This is a genomic window from Streptomyces sp. SudanB5_2050 (assembly GCF_964272335.1).
Taxonomy (GTDB): Bacteria; Actinomycetota; Actinomycetes; order Streptomycetales; family Streptomycetaceae; genus Streptomyces; species Streptomyces rochei.
Map to the genome: position 1 here is coordinate 3,823,100 of NZ_OZ186760.1, position 18,391 is coordinate 3,841,490.

At 72.9% G+C, this 18,391-nt stretch carries 16 protein-coding genes; 5 read left to right on the plus strand and 11 right to left on the minus strand.

Going from position 1 to position 18,391, the window contains the following annotated elements; translation table 11 throughout:
• Positions 1-8 precede the first annotated feature (8 nt).
• The gene (locus tag ACFZP7_RS17060) at positions 9-2,564 is read left to right on the plus strand and encodes an MFS transporter (RefSeq protein WP_193516415.1); all 2,556 of its coding nucleotides are present in this window, start codon (positions 9-11) and stop codon (positions 2,562-2,564) included.
• Positions 2,565-2,673: 109 nt separating this feature from the next.
• Positions 2,674-3,495: a YceI family protein gene (locus tag ACFZP7_RS17065; protein WP_030979219.1), complete on the plus strand. Its 822-nt coding sequence runs from the start codon at positions 2,674-2,676 to the stop codon at positions 3,493-3,495.
• Here the strand turns inward: ACFZP7_RS17065 and ACFZP7_RS17070 are convergent.
• Positions 3,478-4,179: a GAF and ANTAR domain-containing protein gene (locus ACFZP7_RS17070; RefSeq protein WP_046250207.1), complete on the minus strand. Its 702-nt coding sequence runs from the start codon at positions 4,177-4,179 to the stop codon at positions 3,478-3,480. The genes ACFZP7_RS17065 and ACFZP7_RS17070 overlap by 18 nt on opposite strands.
• Before the next feature lie 18 nt (positions 4,180-4,197).
• Positions 4,198-4,902 (minus strand): ANTAR domain-containing protein, encoded by a 705-nt coding sequence (locus tag ACFZP7_RS17075; RefSeq protein WP_175462603.1) that lies wholly within the window; start codon positions 4,900-4,902, stop codon positions 4,198-4,200.
• Between the two features lie 259 nt (positions 4,903-5,161).
• Here ACFZP7_RS17075 and ACFZP7_RS17080 point away from each other — a divergent pair, with 259 nt between their 5' ends.
• Complete coding sequence (locus ACFZP7_RS17080) at positions 5,162-5,569, plus strand: STAS domain-containing protein (RefSeq protein WP_046250208.1); 408 nt, start codon at positions 5,162-5,164, stop codon at positions 5,567-5,569.
• 73 nt (positions 5,570-5,642) lie between these two features.
• Positions 5,643-6,113: a PPOX class F420-dependent oxidoreductase gene (locus tag ACFZP7_RS17085; protein WP_030979229.1), complete on the plus strand. Its 471-nt coding sequence runs from the start codon at positions 5,643-5,645 to the stop codon at positions 6,111-6,113.
• 27 nt (positions 6,114-6,140) lie between these two features.
• On the opposite strand, the gene ACFZP7_RS17090 is transcribed toward ACFZP7_RS17085, so the two are convergent.
• The 8 genes from ACFZP7_RS17090 to ACFZP7_RS17125 form a co-directional block, all read right to left on the minus strand.
• On the minus strand, positions 6,141-6,896 hold the full coding sequence (locus tag ACFZP7_RS17090) for a TetR/AcrR family transcriptional regulator (RefSeq protein WP_385634727.1): 756 nt from the start codon (positions 6,894-6,896) through the stop codon (positions 6,141-6,143).
• 142 nt (positions 6,897-7,038) lie between these two features.
• On the minus strand, positions 7,039-8,556 hold the full coding sequence (locus ACFZP7_RS17095; RefSeq protein WP_125537824.1) for an MFS transporter: 1,518 nt from the start codon (positions 8,554-8,556) through the stop codon (positions 7,039-7,041).
• An 88-nt stretch (positions 8,557-8,644) separates the two neighbouring features.
• Positions 8,645-10,738 (minus strand): glycosyltransferase family 39 protein, encoded by a 2,094-nt coding sequence (locus tag ACFZP7_RS17100; protein WP_385634728.1) that lies wholly within the window; start codon positions 10,736-10,738, stop codon positions 8,645-8,647.
• The gene (locus ACFZP7_RS17105) at positions 10,735-12,096 is read right to left on the minus strand and encodes a glycosyltransferase (protein WP_385634729.1); all 1,362 of its coding nucleotides are present in this window, start codon (positions 12,094-12,096) and stop codon (positions 10,735-10,737) included. The genes ACFZP7_RS17100 and ACFZP7_RS17105 overlap by 4 nt, the downstream gene beginning before the upstream one ends.
• A gap of 14 nt (positions 12,097-12,110) precedes the next feature.
• The gene (locus ACFZP7_RS17110) at positions 12,111-13,649 is read right to left on the minus strand and encodes a sensor histidine kinase (RefSeq protein WP_385634730.1); all 1,539 of its coding nucleotides are present in this window, start codon (positions 13,647-13,649) and stop codon (positions 12,111-12,113) included.
• Complete coding sequence (locus ACFZP7_RS17115) at positions 13,646-14,386, minus strand: response regulator transcription factor (protein ID WP_019324591.1); 741 nt, start codon at positions 14,384-14,386, stop codon at positions 13,646-13,648. The genes ACFZP7_RS17110 and ACFZP7_RS17115 overlap by 4 nt, the downstream gene beginning before the upstream one ends.
• Positions 14,387-14,541: 155 nt before the next feature.
• Positions 14,542-15,432: an amidohydrolase family protein gene (locus ACFZP7_RS17120; protein WP_019324592.1), complete on the minus strand. Its 891-nt coding sequence runs from the start codon at positions 15,430-15,432 to the stop codon at positions 14,542-14,544.
• Positions 15,433-15,472: 40 nt separating this feature from the next.
• Positions 15,473-16,360 carry a DUF2797 domain-containing protein gene (locus ACFZP7_RS17125; RefSeq protein WP_162602197.1) on the minus strand — a complete coding sequence of 296 codons (888 nt, stop codon included), beginning with the start codon at positions 16,358-16,360 and terminating at the stop codon, positions 15,473-15,475.
• Between the two features lie 119 nt (positions 16,361-16,479).
• Here ACFZP7_RS17125 and ACFZP7_RS17130 point away from each other — a divergent pair, with 119 nt between their 5' ends.
• A complete protein-coding gene (locus ACFZP7_RS17130; RefSeq protein WP_029393043.1) occupies positions 16,480-16,839 on the plus strand; it encodes a helix-turn-helix domain-containing protein in 360 nt (119 codons plus the stop codon).
• An 18-nt stretch (positions 16,840-16,857) separates the two neighbouring features.
• On the opposite strand, the gene ACFZP7_RS17135 is transcribed toward ACFZP7_RS17130, so the two are convergent.
• On the minus strand, positions 16,858-18,342 hold the full coding sequence (locus ACFZP7_RS17135) for a penicillin-binding protein 2 (protein WP_019324595.1): 1,485 nt from the start codon (positions 18,340-18,342) through the stop codon (positions 16,858-16,860).
• Positions 18,343-18,391 lie beyond the last annotated feature (49 nt).

Here is an 18,391-nt window from a genome sequence, read left to right on the forward strand (position 1 = left end):
GGAAGTCCATGGCAACGACCACACCAGCCGGTGTGCGGGCTCATGCCAAGCACGGGGGAGGCTCCGCCGGAGACGCTCCGATGTCGCACCGGCAGATCATGGAGGCGCTGTCCGGGCTGCTGCTCGGCATGTTCTGCGCCATCCTGTCCTCGACCATCGTCACCAACGCCCTGCCCGAGATCATCGGTGACCTGGGCGGCGGTCAGAGCGCCTACACCTGGGTGGTCACCGCCTCGCTGCTGACGATGACCGCCTCCACTCCCCTGTGGGGCAAGCTCGCGGACCTGGTCAGCAAGAAGGCCCTGGTCCAGATAGCCCTGATCGTCTACGTCGTCGGCTCCGTCGTGGCCGGTCTGTCGCAGAACCCCGCGATGCTGATCACCGCGCGGGCCATCCAGGGCCTGGGCGCCGGCGGTCTGTCCGCCCTGGCGCAGATCATCATGGCCGCGATGATCTCCCCGCGTGAGCGCGGGCGCTACTCCGGCTACCTGGGCGCCACCTTCGCCGTAGCGACCGTCGGCGGTCCGCTGCTCGGCGGCGTCATCACCGACACCAGCTGGCTCGGCTGGCGCTGGTGCCTCTACGTCGGCGTGCCCTTCGCGATCCTCGCGCTGATCGTGCTGCAGAAGACGCTGCACCTGCCCGTGGTCAAGCGGAAGGTCAAGGTCGACTGGGCCGGCGCCTTCTTCGTCACCGCGGCCGTCTGCCTGCTGCTCGTCTGGGTCACCTTCGCGGACGACAAGTACGACTGGATGTCGTGGCAGACCGGCGCCATGGTCGGCGGCGCGATCGTGCTGACGCTGATCTTCCTGTTCGTCGAGTCCAAGGCCAGCGAGCCGATCATCCCGCTGCGCCTGTTCCGCAACCGCACCATCACCCTGGCCTCGCTGGCCTCGCTGTTCGTCGGTATCGCGATGTTCGCGGGCACCGTCTACTTCAGCCAGTACTTCCAGCTGGCCCGGGACAAGTCCCCGACCATGTCGGGCGTCATGACCATCCCGATGATCGGCGGCCTGTTCGTCTCCTCCACCGTCTCCGGTCAGATCATCACCAAGACCGGCAAGTGGAAGGGCTGGCTGCTGGCCGGCGGTGTGCTGCTGACGGCGGGCCTGGGCCTGCTGGGCACCATGCGGTACGACACCCCCTACTGGCACATCGCCGTCTACATGGCGCTGATGGGCCTCGGCGTCGGCATGATGATGCAGAACCTGGTGCTCTGCACGCAGAACCAGGTGGCCCCGAGCGACCTGGGTGCCGCGTCCTCCGTCGTCACCTTCTTCCGGTCCCTCGGCGGCGCGGTGGGCGTCTCGGTGCTCGGCTCCGTGATGTCGACCCGGATCAGCCACTACGCCTCGGACACCATCGGTTCGCTCAGCCCGCAGGAGCAGGCGGCGGCCGCCAAGGCCGCGGGCGGCAGCTCGATCCCCGACATGGACCTGCTGCCCCCCGGCATCCGCGAGTGGCTGGAGAGCGCCTACGGGCACGGCATCGCCGACATCTTCCTGATCGTCGCGCCGATCGCCCTGATCGCGTTCCTCATCACCCTCTTCATCAAGGAGGTCCCGTTGCGCACGTCCGGCGCCCTGGCGCAGGCGGCGGAGGCCACCGCAGAGACCGCGTCCCCCGCCGCCCCGGCCCCGGCCGAGGCCGCCCGGGCCACCGCCGAGCCGGTCCCGGCCGGTGTCGCGGCCGCCGCCCCGGGCACGTCCGCCACCGACTCCGGCGCCCAGCCCGAGGCCACGCAGCGGCTCGCCGCCGTCGCCACCGCGGCCGGCACCGGTGAGCCCACGGCACCCGTCTCGGGCGGCGTCCCGGTCCGCGGCTTCGTCCGCGGCGCCGAGTCCGCGCCGGTCCCGCAGGCCGCGGTGACCCTGATCTCGCTGGGCGGCCGGCAGCTGGGCCGCTCGGTCGCCCAGGCCGACGGCTCCTACGCGGTCGACGCACCCGGCGCGGGCTCGTACGTCCTGATCGCCTCCGCCGACGGCTTCCAGCCGCAGGCGTCGACGATCGTCGTCAACGACGAGCCGGTGGCGTACGACATCCTGCTCAGCGGCACCAGCGGGCTCACCGGCCTGGTGCGGGCCGTGGAGAGCGGGCTGCCGGTCAAGGACGCGATGGTGATCGTCACCGACGTGCGCGGTGACCTGCTGGCCACCGCCGCCACCGGCGAGGCGGGCGACTTCGCCTTCACCGAGCTGGTGCCGGGCACGGTGACCGTCGCGGTGAACGCCGCCGGTTACCGGCCGCGCGCCCTGCCCGTCGAGGTGGGCGGCGCCGGTGTCACCCGCGTGGAGGTCGACCTCCAGGCCGGAGCGCAGGTCCAGGGCGTCGTGCGGGCGCCGCACGGTCCGCTGGCCGACGCCCGCGTCACGCTGGTCGACGCGGCGGGCAACGTGGTCGGCACGGCCACCACCGGCGCGGACGGGGCGTACGCCTTCACCGACCTGGACGCCGGTGAGTACACCGTGATCGCAACCGGCTACCCGCCGGTGGCGACGTCCCTGACGGTCGCCGGCCCCGGTGCCGACGGCCACGACATCGAACTCGCCCACCCCGGCGAGTGACCCGACCCCGGCCCGTGGTGGCGTGCGCGCTCTGAGCGGAGGTGCGCCCGCCCACCACGGGCCGGTTTCTTCATGACCACTTTCTGAGCCTTTGCAGGGAGAAAACGGGATGGGACTGACCGCGAGGATCCGAACGCGGGACGGATGGGCCGTGTCGCACGCGGTCGTCACGGTGACCGACATGACCGGCACGCAGGTGCTGCGCGCCGAGGCGGACACCGAGGGCACCGTGCGGGACACCACCGCGCTGGCGCCCGGGGCGTACACCGTGATCGTCACCGCCGTCGGCTACGCGCCGGCCGCCTCCAGCGCGATCGTCACCGCGAGCGGCCGGGCCGAGGTCGGCACGGTGACGCTGGCCCGCCAGGGCGGTACCGAACTGCCGCCGCCGGGGCCGTGGACCATCGACCCGGCGCACTCCAGCGTCGCCGCGGTCGCCCAGCACCTGGGCATCTCCAGCGTGCACGGCCGCTTCACGGACTTCGCCGGCACGGTCGAGATCGCTCCGGACGACGTGACCAAGTCCCGGGTGGAGGCGGTGATCAGGGCGGCCTCCATCGATACCGGCAACGGCATGCGCGACACCCACCTGCGCTCCGCCGACTTCCTGGACACCGAGCGGTTCCCGGAGATCACCTACCGCTCCACCGGCGTCACCGAGGCCGGCCCCGACCGCTGGACCGTCCACGGCGAGCTGGGCCTGCACGGCGTGGTCCGCGCGGTCGACCTGGACCTGTCCTACCTCGGCACCGGCGCCGACCCGTGGGGCGGCACCCGGGCCGCGTTCCGCGCCACCACGGAGCTGCGGCGCGAGGACTTCGCCATGAACTACAACCAGGTCCTCCAGGCCGGCATCGCCGCGATCGGCACGACCCTCAGGGTCGAGCTGGACATCCAGGCGGTGCAGGGGGAGTCACTGCCGGCGGCGTGAGGCACCGCCGGAGGCCCGGGCGACCAGTTCGTCGCACAGGTCGCGGAGCTTGACGTTGGTGTGCTGCGAGGCCCGGCGCAGCCGCTCCATGGCCAGGTGGGCGTCGATCCGCTCCCGGGCCATGAGGATGCCCACCGCCTGGTCGATGACGCTGCGGGAGAGCAGCGCGGTACGCACGTCGGCGGCCGACGCCTGCCGCCGTTCCACGCGCAGGGCCTCGTTCACCGCGTCCGCGGCCCGCTCGGCGAAGACGCGGGCTTCCTCCCGCCCGTCGGCCAGGCAGTGCGGCCGCAGACCGTAGAAGTTGAGCGCGGCGCCCGTCTCGCCGTCGATGGCCAGCGGCAGGGCCAGCACGCAGCGCACGCCGGTGGCCAGCGCGTACTCCGTGTACGCGGGCCAGCGGGTCTCCTCCGCCAGGTCCGCGGAGTACCGGGGGCTCCCCGTCTCGGCGGCGTCCACACAGGGCCCCGAGCCGTTCTCGTACTGCCTGAGGTCCAGGCCGCTGGGGAGCCCGGAGCTGCCGGCCAGGGTCATCAGCCGGTCGGCGCGGCGCACGGTGACCGAACATGCGGCGGCTCCCGGGACCCGGCCGACAGCGCGGTCGGTCAGGTCCCGCAGCAGGGTGTCGAGCCCCTGGCTACGGGCCATCGCCTGGTCGAGCGTCTCAGAGGTCTCCGAGGTCATGCCCGTACGGATAACCCGTCACCGCTCTCCCACGCCTCGGCCGCTCGCACCGCTGTTCGCGTCGACGATGCGGCGGGCGAGATCGCGCAGTTTCACGTTCTCCCGCTGGGACGCCTTCACCAGGGAGTCGAAGGCGCCGGCCGCGTCGATGTTCAGGCGCTCCATGAGGATGCCGGTGGCCTGGCCGATCAGGTCCCGGGTGCGCATCGCCTCGGTCAGCTGCTCCCGTACGGTCGCCGAGTCGAGCGCGAGGCTGACGTGCGCGGTGAACAGCCTGCCGATGCGGGTGGCCTCGTCGTCGAACGCCTGCGGTTTGCGGGCGTAGACCGTCAGCACGGTCAGGCGCCGCCGGTCGGCGCGCAGCCTCAGCGACAGGGCCGAGCGCAGGCCGAGTCCGGACAGGGCGTCGGCGCCGCCGTCGGCCTCGCTGTCGTCCGTCCGCACCACGGGGGTGGTCCACAGGCGGTCCCGGTCCGGGATCGGCTCGCGGCTCCCGTGCCGGGAGTCGGCGTCGAAGCGTACGACCTCGTCGGTCCAGGCGAGGGTGCGCAGCCGGCCGCGCTGGATCTCGGAGATGGCGGCGTGCTCGGCCTCGGGCAGCAGTCGTACCGCGAGCTGGACGGCCGCGTTCATGGCGTCGTGCGGGGAGCCGGTTCCGTGCAGTTGCCGAGCCGCCGACGTCAGGGCCTCGGCCAGCTCGAAGCCCGCCGGAAAACGCGGCAAATCAGTAAATTCGGACGCAGCCACCACGAACCTCTTCGGCGTGCACGACCGGGCGGCCGTGCGCAGGAGAGCTCCGCAGCACATTCCTGACTGCGAGCACAGGACGTACAGAACTCTAGCTGCTCGGTTGCGCCCCGGTGACGCCCGGTCGACGCACCGACCGGCCGCCTTCCGCATCCGGACGCGGGCGTGGTGGAATAGGGACGGGTCAGGAAGCGGCCTTGCCGGAAGCCGGACGGACGTCTGCCAGGTGAGAGCCTTGACCTTCCTTCCCCGACCGTGCGAGCCGTGTGATCCACCCGGCTACGCCGTACTCGCGCTGCCCCAGGAGATCGACTTCTGCAATGCCGCGGGGCTGCTCCCGCTGATCATGACCGCCGTGGACCACCACGCGAGCGGCCTGCGCTTCCTCGTCCTGGACCTGTCCGGGACCCGCTTCATGGACTCCCAGGGCGTCCGCCTGCTCGACGAGGTGCGCCGCCGCCTGCCCGGCCACGCCCGGCTGCGGGTGGTGGCCGCGCCGCACGGCGTGGCCAGTCGCGTCCTGGAACTGTCCGGCCTGCGCCGGGACGTGCCGGTCTACGACGACCTGGCGGAGGCGCTGCGGGAGGAGAGCGGTACGGCGACCGGACCCGGCGGCGGGGCGGGCGGCGAGGCGGCGGCCTAGGTCCTGTCGTCACACTCCCGTCGTCCGCCCGCGAGGCAGACGGGAGTGTGGCAACAGGACCTAGGCTGGCCGCATGGCACCGAACATCGCGACGAACACCCGTGTCTCCCTGGACGAGTTGTTGGACTTCGTGCGCCCCCGGCACCGGGCGGTCCTGCTGACCCGCCGGGCCGACGGCAGCCCTCAGGGGTCACCGCTGACCTGCGGGGTCGACGACTCGGGCCGGATCGTGGTCTCCACGTACCCCGAACGGGCCAAGACCCGCAACGCGCGGCGCGACCCGCGGGTCAGCCTCATCGTGCTCAGCGACGAGTGGAACGGCCCCTGGGTCCAGGTCGACGGCACGGCGGAGGTCGTCGACAGCCCCGACTCGGTGGAGCCGCTCGTGGAGTACTACCGCAACATCGCCGGTGAGCACCCCGACTGGGACGAGTACCGGCAGGCCATGGTCACGCAGGGCAAGTCGATCATCCGCGTGACACCGGAGCGGTGGGGTCCGGTGGCGACGGGCGGCTTCCCGGCCCGGCTGGCGTCGGACGACTGACGCCCGGAGGCGGGACCGGGGGCCGGGTCAGTCCCGTGCCACCATCGCCTCGATGCCCGCCACCAGCAGGTCCAGGGCGAACTCGAAGTCCCGGTCCAGCATCTCGGCGACCGTCTCACCGCCGCGGGCCGACATGATGGCCCGGGACTCCGCGATGACGTCCGGTGCGGTGTCCGACGACTCGGCCACCGCCCTCATGGAGTCCTGGAAGTACTCGTCCGGGCTCATCCCGCTCCCGGCCGCCCGCGCGAAGAGATGGCCCTCGATCGTGCCGTAGCCGTACACGAACTGGAAGACCGCGGAGATGGCGCCGGTCAGCCGGTACGCGGGCAGTCCGCTGCGCCGCATCACGCGCTGCACCGCACGGGAGAACTCCATCGAGCGCGGCCCGATGTTGAGGTAGGTGCCGACCAGCGGGGACATCCAGGGGTGGCGCACCAGCAGCGAGCGGTGCTCCCGGGCCAGGGCGCGCAGTTGCTCCCGCCAGTCACCGGTGTCCGGGTCGGGGCGGCGCAGCTCGCCGAAGACGGCGTCCAGGGCGAGTTCGAGCAGTTCGTCCTTGGTGTCCACGTACCAGTAGACGGACATGGCAGTGACGTTCAGCTCGGCGGCCAGGCGGCGCATGGAGAACTTGGCCAGGCCCTCGGCGTCCAGCAGCCGGACCGTGGCCTCGGTGATCCGCTCCCGGTCCAGCCCGGACGGCTGCCCACCGCGCCGACCACCGCGCCGCCCCTCGTCGACCAGCCACACGCTGGCCCGCGCCCCCCGGCCCGCCTTCGTCATACGCACCTACCTCGCTCACCGATGCCGGTCATGCTAGGCGCCCGTGCGGGGGCGCACGGCAGGGTCGACGCCCGGCCCGGCCGTGCGGACGCACCCGGCCGGCACGCGCCGGCGACCGCGCGGGCGCCCGGCCCCCGGGCCCTCACACGCCCGCCCGTTCCGCCCTGCGCAGCAGCAGCGCGGCGACGGCCCCGCCAGCCAGTACGGCCACCGCCCCCACCAACTGGCTGCTCTCCAGCCCGGAGGAGAACGCCCCGATCACCCGCTCACGCTCGGCCGCCCCGTCCGCCGAGGCCAGCGCGGCCGGCAGCGAGGTCGCCGCGACCGGCACCAGCGCCGCGAACCGCGAGTTCAGGACTGCGCCCAGCACGGCCACGCCGAGACCGTTGCCGAACTCCGCCAGCGTCCCGTTGATCCCCGCGCCGACCCCGGCCTTGGCCGGCGGGATCGAGCTCATGATGGCGTGCGCCATGGCCGGGTTGCCGAGGGCGCATCCCACGCCGATCAGCAGCAGCCCCAGCAGCGTGCCCGGGTAGCCCGTGCCGGTCAGGGTGGCGATGGCCACCAGGCCCGCCGACATCAACACCATGCTCAGCATCACCGCCACCGGCGTACCGAGCTTGACCAGCCATTTCGCCGCGATGCCGGAGAAGTTCAGGACCACCACGGTCCCGGCGAGCGGCGCGGTCGCCAGCCCCGCCCGCAGCGGGTCGTAGCCGAGCACGAACTGCAGGTGCTGGGTGAGCAGGAACAGCGCACCGCCCATGCCGAAGGTGATCAGCATCAGCCCGGCGACCGCGCCCGTGAACCGCTGGTTACGGAAGAAGGAGAGGTCGAGCATGGGATACGGGACGCGGCTCTCCCAGTAGGCGAAGAGCGCGAGCACGCCGACCGCGACGGCCGCCGTGGCCAGGACCCGGCCCGAGGTCCAGCCGTGCTCGGGACCGGAGATGATCGCGTAGACCAGCGCGGCCATGCCGATCGTGGAGAGCAGGGCGCCCAGCAGGTCGGGGCGGTCGCCCTGCCGGTTCTTCGACTCGGGGACCAGGGTCACGACCGCGACCAGGCCCAGCGCGACGACCGGCAGGTTGATCAGGAAGATGGCGCCCCACCAGAAGTGGTCGAGCATGAAGCCGCCGATCAGCGGCCCGCAGGCGAAGCCGAGCGCGCTCACGGCGCTCCAGATGCCGATCGCCTTGGCGTGCTCCTCCGGCGCGAAGATCTGCATCACCACGGCGAGCGTGGTCGTCAGCAGCAGCGCGCCGCCGACCCCCATGCCGGCCCGCGCCGCGATCAACTGGCCCGTGCTGTCCGCGAGGCCGGCCGCCAGCGAGCCCAGACCGAACAGCGCCAGTCCCGCCGTCAGCATCTTCTTGCGGCCGTAGCGGTCGGCCGCGCTGCCCGCCGTGAGCAGCAGGCCGGACTGCACCAGCGAGTAGGCGTTGATCATCCACTGGATGTCGGAGGTGGCCGCTCCCAGTTCGTCGGTGAGGGAGGGGATGGCCACGTTCAGCACGGTGTTGTCCAGCACCACGGTCAGCTGGGCGAGGCTGATCACAGCGAGGATCAGCCAGCGCTGGGGGTGGCCCTGGACGGTGGGCTCGGTCCGCGCCGCGCCCGGCTCCTGCTCCTGTCCCTGTTCGGGTGAGGACGTCGTCATGCTGTACAGCGTATAGGCAGCCCTATACGCTGTACAGCGGACGTTGTTCCGGTCGGTCGGGTGGTCGGTCGGTCAGGTGGTCGGGGGGTCAGGTGGTCGGCCGGGTCAGGTCGTAGAAGGTGGCCGAACCGACCGTGACCTTCTCGAAGTTGGCCTCGACCCAGGAGGAGATCCGGGACGCGGTGCCGGAGTCGCCGCCCATGCCGCCTCCCGTTCCTCCACCGATGAAGTAGTGGATGCGGCCGTCCGCCACGTACTCCTTGAACCGGGCGAGCGTCGGGGCGGGGTCGGTGCCGTTGAAGCCGCCGATCGCCATCACGGGCTCCCCGGTGCTGAGCTGGTAGCTCGCGGCGTTCTGGGCGCCGACCGCGGCGGCGGCCCAGGTGTAGTCGTCGGCGTCGGTCTCCAGCAGCTTCTTCGCCTCGGAGCCGACCTGGGCACCGTTGAGCAGCCCGCCCATGCCGGCGCCTGCGCCGGGCCCTGCGCCGGGGCCGCCCTCGCCGGTCAGGCCGTTCTGGCCGGGGCGACCGTTCTGGCCGTCCTGACCGTCCTGGCCGTTCTGGCCGTCGGGGGCTGTCCGGCCGTCGGGTGGTGCCTGACCGTTGCCGCCCGGTGCGCCGCCGGGGAATCCGCCGGTGGCGGGGCCGCCTTGGCCCTGACCGGGAGCGTTCCCGCCGCCGGGGAAGCCGCCTCCCCGGCCGCCGCCTCCGCCCGGACCGCCCATCATGCTCGCGCCGGACGGACCGGCTGTGACGATGGAGCCGCTGTGGCCCTCCCGCACGGTGCTCAGCGTGTAGGCCGTCGGCGCGGCCAGCGACGCCAGGACTCCGAGCCCCGCCGCCGCGAGCGCGGCCCGCCGTCCCAGCCGCCCGGCGAAGACCAGCCCGAGCGCGGCGACCAGGCCGCCGACGAGGACCGGCCACTTCAGCCAGGGCAGATAGTCGGGCGTGCGGTTCAGCAGCACGTATCCCCAGGCCGCGGTCGCCGTGACGGCCGCGGCGAGGGCGAGGCAGGCCCAGGCCCGCTCCCGCCGCTCCCACAGCGTGGCCGCGCCCATGCCGACCACGGCCGCCAGGTACGGCGCGAGCGCCACCGTGTAGTACTGGTGGAAGATGCCCGCCATGTAGCTGAAGACGACCGTGGTCATCAGCAGCGAGCCGCCCCAGACCAGGAGGGACGCACGGGCGGCGTCGGTACGGCCGCCGCGGCGCACCGCGACCAGTGCCGCGACCAGCAGGATCAGGGCCGCCGGGAGCAGCCAGGAGATCTGGCCGCCGATCTCGGAGTTGAACATCCGGTCCCAGCCGGTCTCGCCCCACTGGCCACCGCTCCCGCCGCCGGGGCCGCCCCCGCCGACGCTGCCGGTCTCCTCGCCGTTGAGCCGGCCGAGGCCGTTGTAGCCGAAGGTCAGCTCCAGGAAGCTGTTGTTCTGCGAGCCGCCGATGTACGGGCGGGACGACGCCGGCCACAGCTCCACGACCGCCACCCACCAGCCGCCGGAGACCACGAGGGCGACGGTGGCCAGCGCGAGCTGCCCGAGCCGCTTCCTCAGCCGCACCGGCGCGCAGACGCCGTGGACGGCGGCCAGGGCGGGCAGGATCAGGAAGGCCTGGAGGGTCTTGGCCAGGAAGGCGAAGCCGATCGCGACGCCCGCCCACACCAGCCACTTGGTCCGGCCGTCCTCCAGCGCGCGCCCGACCAGGTAGCAGGCCACGGACATCAGCAGCGCCAGCAGCGCGTCCGGGTTGTTGAACCGGAACATCAGCGCGGCGACGGGCGTCAGGGCCAGCACCGCACCGGCGATCAGGCCGGCCGCGGGGCTGAAGCGGCGGCGTACGGCCGCGTACACGACGGCGACCGTCGCGACCCCCATCAGCACCTCGGGGACGAGGATCGACCACGAGCTGAGCCCGAAGATCCGCACTGCCAGCGCCATCGGCCACAGCGCGGCCGGGGGCTTGTCGACGGTGATGGCGTTCGCCGCGTCGAGCGAGCCGAAGAAGAACGCCTTCCAGGACTGGCTGCCCGCCTGCACGGCCGCCGAGTAGAAGGAGTTGGCGTATCCGGAGGCGCTCAGGTTGTACAGGTAGAGCACGGCGGTGGCGAGCAGCAGGCCGAGGAAGGCCGGGCGCACCCAGCGGGGGTCCTCGGGACGGCCGCGCCACAGACGGGGTCCGGTCATCGTCCGTTCCCCGGTTCGCCGTCGGCGGGGCTCACCGGCTGGAGCCGTACCGTCTCGTCACCGCGGGTGCGGTGGACGTCCGGATGCCGCCGGGGTCCGGCCGTCGCCGGCGCCGAGGGCGCGGTGTCCGGGAACACCCAGGCGCGGAAGAGCAGGAAGCGCAGCACGGTGGCCGCGAGGTTGGCGGCGATCAGCACCGCCAGCTCGGTGGAGTGGTCCGGGTCGGCGGTCGCCGCGTTCAGGGCGGCCAGCGAACCGCTGGTCAGCACGAGGCCGATGCCGAACACCACCAGTCCCTGCGCCTGGTGCCGCACGGCACCGCCCCGACCGCGCACGCCGAAGGTTAGCCGCCGGTTGGCCGCGGTGTTGGCGACCGCCGAGACCAGCAGGGCGAGCGCGTTGGCGAGCTGCGCGCCGGCGAAGAGACGGAAGCCGCTGTAGAGCAGCAGGTAGAAGAGGGTGGACAGGGCGCCGACGACGCAGAAGCCGACGAGTTGCCGGGCCAGGCCCTGCGGTACGCCGGTCAGCTCCCGGTCGCGCGGGTCGTCACCGAACGGCCGGGCCAGCCGGTCCAGCGGCAGCGAACCGGTGGCCAGCGCCTTGCCGACCCGCCACACGCCCTTGAGGTCCTCGGTCGCCGTCCTCACGATGTGCACGGTCGAGTCGGGGTCGTCGACCCAGTCGACCGGCACCTCGTGGATGCGGCACCCGGCGCGTTCGGCGAGCACCAGCATCTCGGTGTCGAAGAACCACCCGGTGTCCTCCACCAGCGGCAGCAGCACCCGGGCCACGTCCCGGCGGATCGCCTTGAAGCCGCACTGGGCGTCGGAGAAGCGGGCCTGGAGGGAGCCGCGCAGGATGAGGTTGTAGGAGCGGGAGATGAACTCCCGCTTGGCCCCGCGCACCACGCGTGAGCTGCGGGCGAGCCGGGAGCCGATCGCCAGGTCCGAGTGACCGGATATCAACGGTGCCACCAGCGGCAGCAGGGCGTTGAGGTCGGTGGACAGGTCGACGTCCATGTAGGCGAGGACGGGGGCGTCCGAGGCCGACCAGACGGTGCGCAGGGCCCGGCCCCGGCCCTTCTGCTCCAGTCGGCGCGAGACGACCCGGGGCAGTTCCGCCGCCAGCCGGGCGGCCACGTGCGGGGTGGCGTCGGTGGAGGCGTTGTCCGCGACGGTGATGCGGAACCCGTACGGGAAGGTCCGGGTGAGGTGGTCGTGCAGCCGCAGCACGCACGGCCGGAGGTCCTTCTCCTCGTTGTAGACGGGGATCACTACGTCCAGGACAGGCGTACCGGCTCCTGCGGCCGGGAGATGCTCCCGCGCCGGCAGGGAGCCGGGAGAAGAGTCGGTTCGCATGCGACCGACTCTTCTCAACTCCCCTGTCGCGCCCGTGTGGTGACGCTGTGCTGTGCCTGTGAGGGCGCCGGGGCGCTCGCCGGGGCCGGCAGGTGCAGGGTGAAGACGGTGCGTCCGGGCACGCTGCCGACGGTCACGGCGCCGCCGTGCGCGGCCGCCACGGCCTGCACGATGGCCAGGCCGAGGCCGGTCGACCCGGTCGCGCGGGACCGCGCGGAATCACCGCGCGCGAACCGTTCGAAGACGTGCGGCAGCAACTCGGCGGGGATGCCCTGCCCGTTGTCCTCCACGTCCACGCACAGCCAGGCGCCGTCGCGTCGTACACGCGCGGTGACGGTGGTGCCGGGCGGGGTGTGGGTGCGGGCGTTGGCCAGCAGGTTGACCAGCACCTGCTGGAGCCGGGCGGCGTCCGCCGAGACGATCGCCGGTTCGTCGGGCAGGTCCAGGCGCCAGAGGTGGTCGAGCCCGGCCGCGCGGGCGTCGCTGACGGTGTCCACGACGAGCGGTACGAGGTCGGTCTGCCCGAACTCCAGCGGCCGTCCGGCGTCCAGGCGGGCCAGCAGGAGCAGGTCCTCGACCAGCAGGGTCATCCGCCCGGCCTCGGACTCGATGCGGCCCAGCGCGTGCCGGGTGTCGGGGCCGACCTGCTCCCGCCCCCTGCGGGTGAGTTCGGCGTAGCCGCGGATGGAGGCGAGGGGCGTGCGCAGTTCGTGGCTGGCGTCGGCGACGAACCGCCGTACCCGCGTCTCGCTCTCCTGGCGGGCGTGCAGGGCCCCGTGCACGTGGTTGAGCATCCGGTTGAGCGCGGCCCCGACCCGGCCGACCTCGGTGTGCGGGTCGCACTCGGACTCCGGGACGCGTTCGTCGAGGTTCACCTCGCCGGTGTGCAGGGGGAGTTCCGAGACCCGGGTGGCGGTGGCGGCGACCCTGCGCAGGGGGCGGGTGGCGACGCCGACGATGACCGTCCCGGCGAGGGAGGCGGCGACGAGGCCGGCGGCGGTGACGCTGGCCTCGACGATGATCAGGGTGCTGATGGTGCCGGTGACCTCGGAGGTCGGGACCGCGGCGTAGTAGCCGTCCCGGTACTCCACACGGTAGTCGCCGAGGTCGCCGATCTCGACGGTGTGCGGGTCGCCGTCGCGCGGGACGGAGGCCAGCGCGGCGCGCTCCGCCTCGGTGAGGGAGACCGCGGTGGTGCCGCTGAAGTCGGTGCTCTCGTCGTCCTTCATGCCGTACTTGGCGTCGAGGACGGCGCCGTCGCGCACCTCGGCGACGATCGTGCGGCGCGGCTGCGGTCCGTGCGTGACGAACTCGTCCAGGTCCATCCGCTGCGGGCCCCCGCCGCCCACCTCGGGCTCGCCCGGCGGCCCGAAGCCGGACACCCGCATCGCGACCTCGTGCAGCTGCTTGTCCAACTGGTCGTACAGATGCGAGCGCAGCGCCACCGTCGTCACCGTGCCGATCACCGCGCACACCACCGCGATCAGTGCCACGGAGGCGACGACGAGCCGCGTCCGCAGGGTCCGCGGCCGCGGTCGTCGCCGTCCGCTCATGACGCGGCGGGCTTGATCAGGTAGCCGGCGCCGCGCCGGGTGTGGATCATCGGCTCGCGTCCGGCGTCGATCTTCCGGCGCAGGTAGGAGATGTACAGCTCGACCACGTTGGCCTGCCCGCCGAAGTCGTACGACCACACGCGGTCCAGGATCTGCGCCTTGCTCAGCACGCGCCGCGGGTTGCGCATCAGGAAGCGCAGCAGCTCGAACTCGGTGGCGGTGAGGTGGATGCCGTCGCCGCCCCGCGTCACCTCGTGGCTGTCCTCGTCGAGGGTGAGGTCGCCGACGACCAGGACGGAGTCGGAGCGCCGGTCGGCGGCACCGGTGCGGCGGATGAGTCCGCGCAGCCGGGCGACGACCTCCTCCAGGCTGAACGGCTTGGTGACGTAGTCGTCCCCGCCGGCCGTCAGCCCCGCGATGCGGTCCTCGACCGCGTCCTTCGCGGTCAGGAACAGCACCGGCACGTCCGGCAGGTCGCGGCGCAGCCGCCCCAGCACGCTCAGCCCGTCCATGTCCGGCAGCATCATGTCCAGCACGACGGCGTCGGGCCGGAACTCGCGGGCGGTCCGGAGGGCGCCGTGCCCGTCCCCGGCGCTGCGGATCTGCCAGCCCTCGTAGCGCAGGGCCATGGACAGCAGTTCGGTGATGGACAGCTCGTCGTCCACTACAAGCACCCGGACGGGGCTCCCGTCCGGCCTCAGCAGTTCGGTGCGCCCCTGGGGCGAGGTCGTGGTCATACCGGACACCCTGGCGGGGCGCTCTGAGAGGGTCCTTTCCCCAAGCTGTGATTTCTCTGAGAAACCCACAGCGGCCTCACGGGCACGGCCGGCCGCCGTCGGCACCCGGGGCCGCCGTCGGCACCCGGGGCGCCGTCATCACCCGGCGGCCGCCGTCAGCGCCCGGGCAGGCCGAACAGCCGGGCCGCGTTGTCGTGGCACACCCCGCGCAGCCATTCGTCCCCCAGCTCCAGCCGTTCCAGGGCGTGCAGCTGGTGCAGATAGGGATAGGGGATGTTGGGGAAGTCGGAGCCGAGCAGGACGCGGTCGCCGAGGTCCGCCAGCCGGGGCAGCGCCCGGCGGGGGAAGGGGGCGAGCCGCTCGCTGAAGTCCGTGAACGCCATGGTCGTGTCCAGCCGCACCTCGCCGTACCGCTCGGCGAGGTCCAGGAAGTCCTCGTACTCGGGCATGCCGAGGTGCGCGACGACCAGCCGCAGCCGGGGGTGGCGGGCCAGGACGCGGGCGACGGGCTCGGGCCCGGTGTGCTTGCCGGGCGCCGGTCCCGAACCGCAGTGGATCACCACCGGTGTCCCCGCCTCGGCGAGCACGCCCCACGCCGGGTCGAGCAGCTCGTCGGCCGGGTCGTACGCCCCCACCTGCACATGCGCCTTGAAGACCCGCGCCCCCGCCTCGACGGCCTCGCGGACGTACGACTCGACGCCCGGCTCGGGGAAGAGGGTGGAGGTGTGCAGGCAGTCGGGTGTCCGGCGGGCGAAGTCCACCGCCCAGTCGTTCAGCCACCGGGCCATGCCCGCCTTGTGCGGGTAGAGCATGGCCGTGAAGGCCCGTACCCCGAACTCCCGGAGCAGCCCGGCGCGTTCGTCCTCCTCCTGCCGGTAGGTGATCGGCCATGCGACGCCGCCGGTCAGCGGCCCGAGCGCGTCGAAGTAGGCCCAGACCTTGCGCAGCACCCGCTCGGGCATGAAATGCGTGTGCACGTCGACCAGCCCGGGCAGCCCGAGCCCCTCCCAGAACCGGCGGACCCGCCCGGCCTCGTGATCACTCATGACGCCACGATCGCGCCCGGCGCGCCCCGGGGACAAGGGGTCAGAACAGACCGTCCTGCACCCCGGCCGCCGCGTCCCTGAACTCCCGCACGGGCACGGCGCACGGCTCCCCCTCGGTCGGCACCAGCTCCCACCCGGTCATCAGCCGCGTGTCGAGCACGACCACCCCGCGCTCCGTCGCCAGGTGCAGATCGGGCCCCGCGGCGGCCACCAGCTCGCCCCCGATCGCACCGCCCGCCACCAGCCCGGTCACCTCCCCGACGGCGCCCGGGCCGCCTGCCCCCTCCTCCGCCAGGCCGAAGACGGCCGCGTGGTCCACGCCCCGGAACGGCGCCGGCGTCAACGACTCCGGCCGGCCGCCGAGCGCCACCGCCCGCGCGTGCAGCTCCGCGATCTCGGCCGCCCGCTCCCGCGGCGACCGGGGCAGCCCGGCCCGCACCGCCCGCTTGTGCGCGTACGGGATGCGGTCCGGCACCCCCAGCGCGGCCCGCAGCAGCTCCTCGGTCCGCCGGGCGGCCATCAGCGGCCCGTGACCCAGCCAGCTGAAGCAGACGGCACCCTGCTCCAGCAGCCGGGCGGCACCCCGCTCGTACGCGGTGATCCCGACCTTGACGAGGCCCGGGCCGAACCACGCCAGATAGACGCGGTACGGCCGCGGATCGTCCGCCCTGGTGTCGGCGGCCACGGAGTGCGCCCGGTCCAGCCGCGCGCACTCCTCGCACCGCGCCCCGGTGCTCCGCCCCGACACGCCGGCCCGCAGCGGACACGGGTGCCCCCGCGCCCCCACACAGGTGCGCACACCCCCCTCGGCGACGCCGAAGGCCACCCTCCCGCCCCGGACGAGCGCGCTGTGCCGCCCCCCGACCCACGTCAGCACGGGGCCGTCCGCCGCCCACCGCAGCCCCGAGCACTTCCACGTCTGTGCCATCCCTGCCGAGCGTAGGGGGCACCACTGACAACACGGCCGAGCCCGGACGCACCCGGGCGCCCCCGGGCGACGCCGAGGCGGGCACTCACCAGAGGTCAGTGCCCGCCTCGACGTACGGTATGAGCATGATGGGAAGCGACGCGGCCTGCCCGGAGCGCCTGGTCATGGAGCATGTGACCAGCCGCTGGGGCACCCTGGTCCTGATCGCCCTGCTGGACCGGCCCTACCGGTTCGGCGCGCTGCGCCGGGAGATCGGCGGGGTCAGCGAGAAGATGCTGGCGCAGACCCTGCGGACCCTGGAGCGCGACGGCCTGGTCCACCGGGACGCCCGGCCCGTCATCCCGCCCCGCGTGGACTACTCCCTCACCGGCCTCGGCCGGGAGGCCGCCGAACAGGTCCGCGGCCTCGCCCGCTGGACGGAGCGCCGGATGGCGGCGGTGGAGCGGTCACGCGAGGCGTACGACGCCGCCCGGTCCTGACCGCCCCGCCTTCCCGCCTCACGGCTTCAGGACCGCCTCCATCACCTTGCGGGCGATGGGCGCGCCGAGGCGGCCACCGGAGATGTCCGCACGGGAGATGTCCATGTCGGTCGGGTCGATGAAGACGGCCACGGCGACGGAGGACCCGTCGTCCTTCTTGCCGTAGGAGACGAACCAGCCGTACGGCACCTCGTCGTCCACGTCGACACCGCGCTGCGCGGTACCCGTCTTGCCGCCGACCGTGATGCCGTCGATCAGGGCGCGCTTGGCGCTGCCCTCCTTGGCGGTGAACTCCATCATCTGCTGGACCTTCTGCGCGGTCTCGGCGGACACCGCCTCGCTCATCACCGCGGGCTCGGTCTTCTCCAGCGTGCCGAGGTCCGGTCCCTTGACCTCGTCGACGATGTAGGGCTGCATCAGCTTGCCGTCGTTGGCCAGCGCGGCGGTGACCATCGCCATCTGCATCGGCGTGCTGGTCAGGCTGCCCTGTCCCATGCCGGTGAGCGCGGTGCCCGGCTTGTCGAGGTCCTCGGGGTAGAGGCTCTTGGTGGCGAGCAGGTCGCCGAACTCCTCGGAGTAGACGTCCTCGTTGAAGCCGAACTTCTCGGCCGTCTCGCGCATCTTGTCCTGGCCCAGCTCGGCCGCGGCGTCGAGGAAGACGTTGTTGCAGGAGTGCTGCATCGCGACCTTCATCGAGGCCTTGTTGCAGACCGCGTCACCGGCCTCGCTGCCGATCTTGTTGGTCGACTGCGGCAGCTTGTACGGCGATTCGGCGTCCGAGCGCGCGTCGACGTCGCTGACCACGCCGTGCTCCAGCGCGGCCGCCGCGGTGAGGATCTTGAAGGTGGAGCCCGGCGGGTAGGTCTCGCGCAGGGCGCGGTTGGCGAGCGGCTTGCTCTTGTCCTTGCCGAGCGCGACGAAGCGGTCGGACTCGTTGAAGGTGCCGCCGGAGAACGTCGACGCGTCGTAGGAGGGCGCCGACACCAGCGCCAGCACCTTGCCCGTACGGGGGTCCAGCGCGACGACCGCTCCCCGCGCGCCCTTCAGGTCGGTCAGCCCGTCCCAGGCGGCCTTCTGCGCCTTCGGGTCGATGGTGGTGACCACGGAACCGGCCCGCCGGCCCTCGCCGCTGACGATGTCGGCGAACCGCTGGAACGCCAGCCGGTCGTCCTTGCCGGTCAGGATGCCGTCGTAGGTCTTCTCCAGCAGCGTCATGCCCTGGGCCTGCGAGGCGTATCCGGTCACCGGCGCGTACATCGGCCCGTTGACGTAGGTGCGCTTGTACTTGAGGTCGCCCTCGGTCTCGGTGGAGCCCGTGACGGCCCGTCCGCCGACGATGATGTCGCCGCGCGGGGTGGAGAACTGCTCGATCTGCACCCGCCGGTTCTTGGTGTCGGAGGCGAGTTCCGGCGCCCGGACGTACTGCAGCCAGTTCGCGCGGATCAGCAGGCCGAGCACCAGCAGCCCGCAGAAGATCGCCACGGCCCTCAGCGGCTTGTTCACCGGATGCCTCCGTCGAGGCTCGGCCGGGTGGCGGTCGGCCTGTCGGATA

Bases quoted from the DNA above. Each gene is read 5' to 3' on its own strand.
- ACFZP7_RS17060 (WP_193516415.1), top strand. From the start codon at position 9: ATGGCAACGACCACACCAGCCGGTGTGCGGGCTCATGCCAAGCACGGG.
- ACFZP7_RS17065 (WP_030979219.1), top strand. From the start codon at position 2,674: ATGGGACTGACCGCGAGGATCCGAACGCGGGACGGATGGGCCGTGTCG.
- ACFZP7_RS17070 (WP_046250207.1), bottom strand. From the start codon at position 4,179: ATGACCTCGGAGACCTCTGAGACGCTCGACCAGGCGATGGCCCGTAGC.
- ACFZP7_RS17085 (WP_030979229.1), top strand. From the start codon at position 5,643: ATGGCACCGAACATCGCGACGAACACCCGTGTCTCCCTGGACGAGTTG.
- ACFZP7_RS17090 (WP_385634727.1), bottom strand. From the start codon at position 6,896: ATGACGAAGGCGGGCCGGGGGGCGCGGGCCAGCGTGTGGCTGGTCGAC.
- ACFZP7_RS17095 (WP_125537824.1), bottom strand. From the start codon at position 8,556: ATGACGACGTCCTCACCCGAACAGGGACAGGAGCAGGAGCCGGGCGCG.
- ACFZP7_RS17100 (WP_385634728.1), bottom strand. From the start codon at position 10,738: ATGACCGGACCCCGTCTGTGGCGCGGCCGTCCCGAGGACCCCCGCTGG.
- ACFZP7_RS17105 (WP_385634729.1), bottom strand. From the start codon at position 12,096: ATGCGAACCGACTCTTCTCCCGGCTCCCTGCCGGCGCGGGAGCATCTC.
- ACFZP7_RS17110 (WP_385634730.1), bottom strand. From the start codon at position 13,649: ATGAGCGGACGGCGACGACCGCGGCCGCGGACCCTGCGGACGCGGCTC.
- ACFZP7_RS17115 (WP_019324591.1), bottom strand. From the start codon at position 14,386: ATGACCACGACCTCGCCCCAGGGGCGCACCGAACTGCTGAGGCCGGAC.
- ACFZP7_RS17120 (WP_019324592.1), bottom strand. From the start codon at position 15,432: ATGAGTGATCACGAGGCCGGGCGGGTCCGCCGGTTCTGGGAGGGGCTC.
- ACFZP7_RS17125 (WP_162602197.1), bottom strand. From the start codon at position 16,360: ATGGCACAGACGTGGAAGTGCTCGGGGCTGCGGTGGGCGGCGGACGGC.
- ACFZP7_RS17130 (WP_029393043.1), top strand. From the start codon at position 16,480: ATGAGCATGATGGGAAGCGACGCGGCCTGCCCGGAGCGCCTGGTCATG.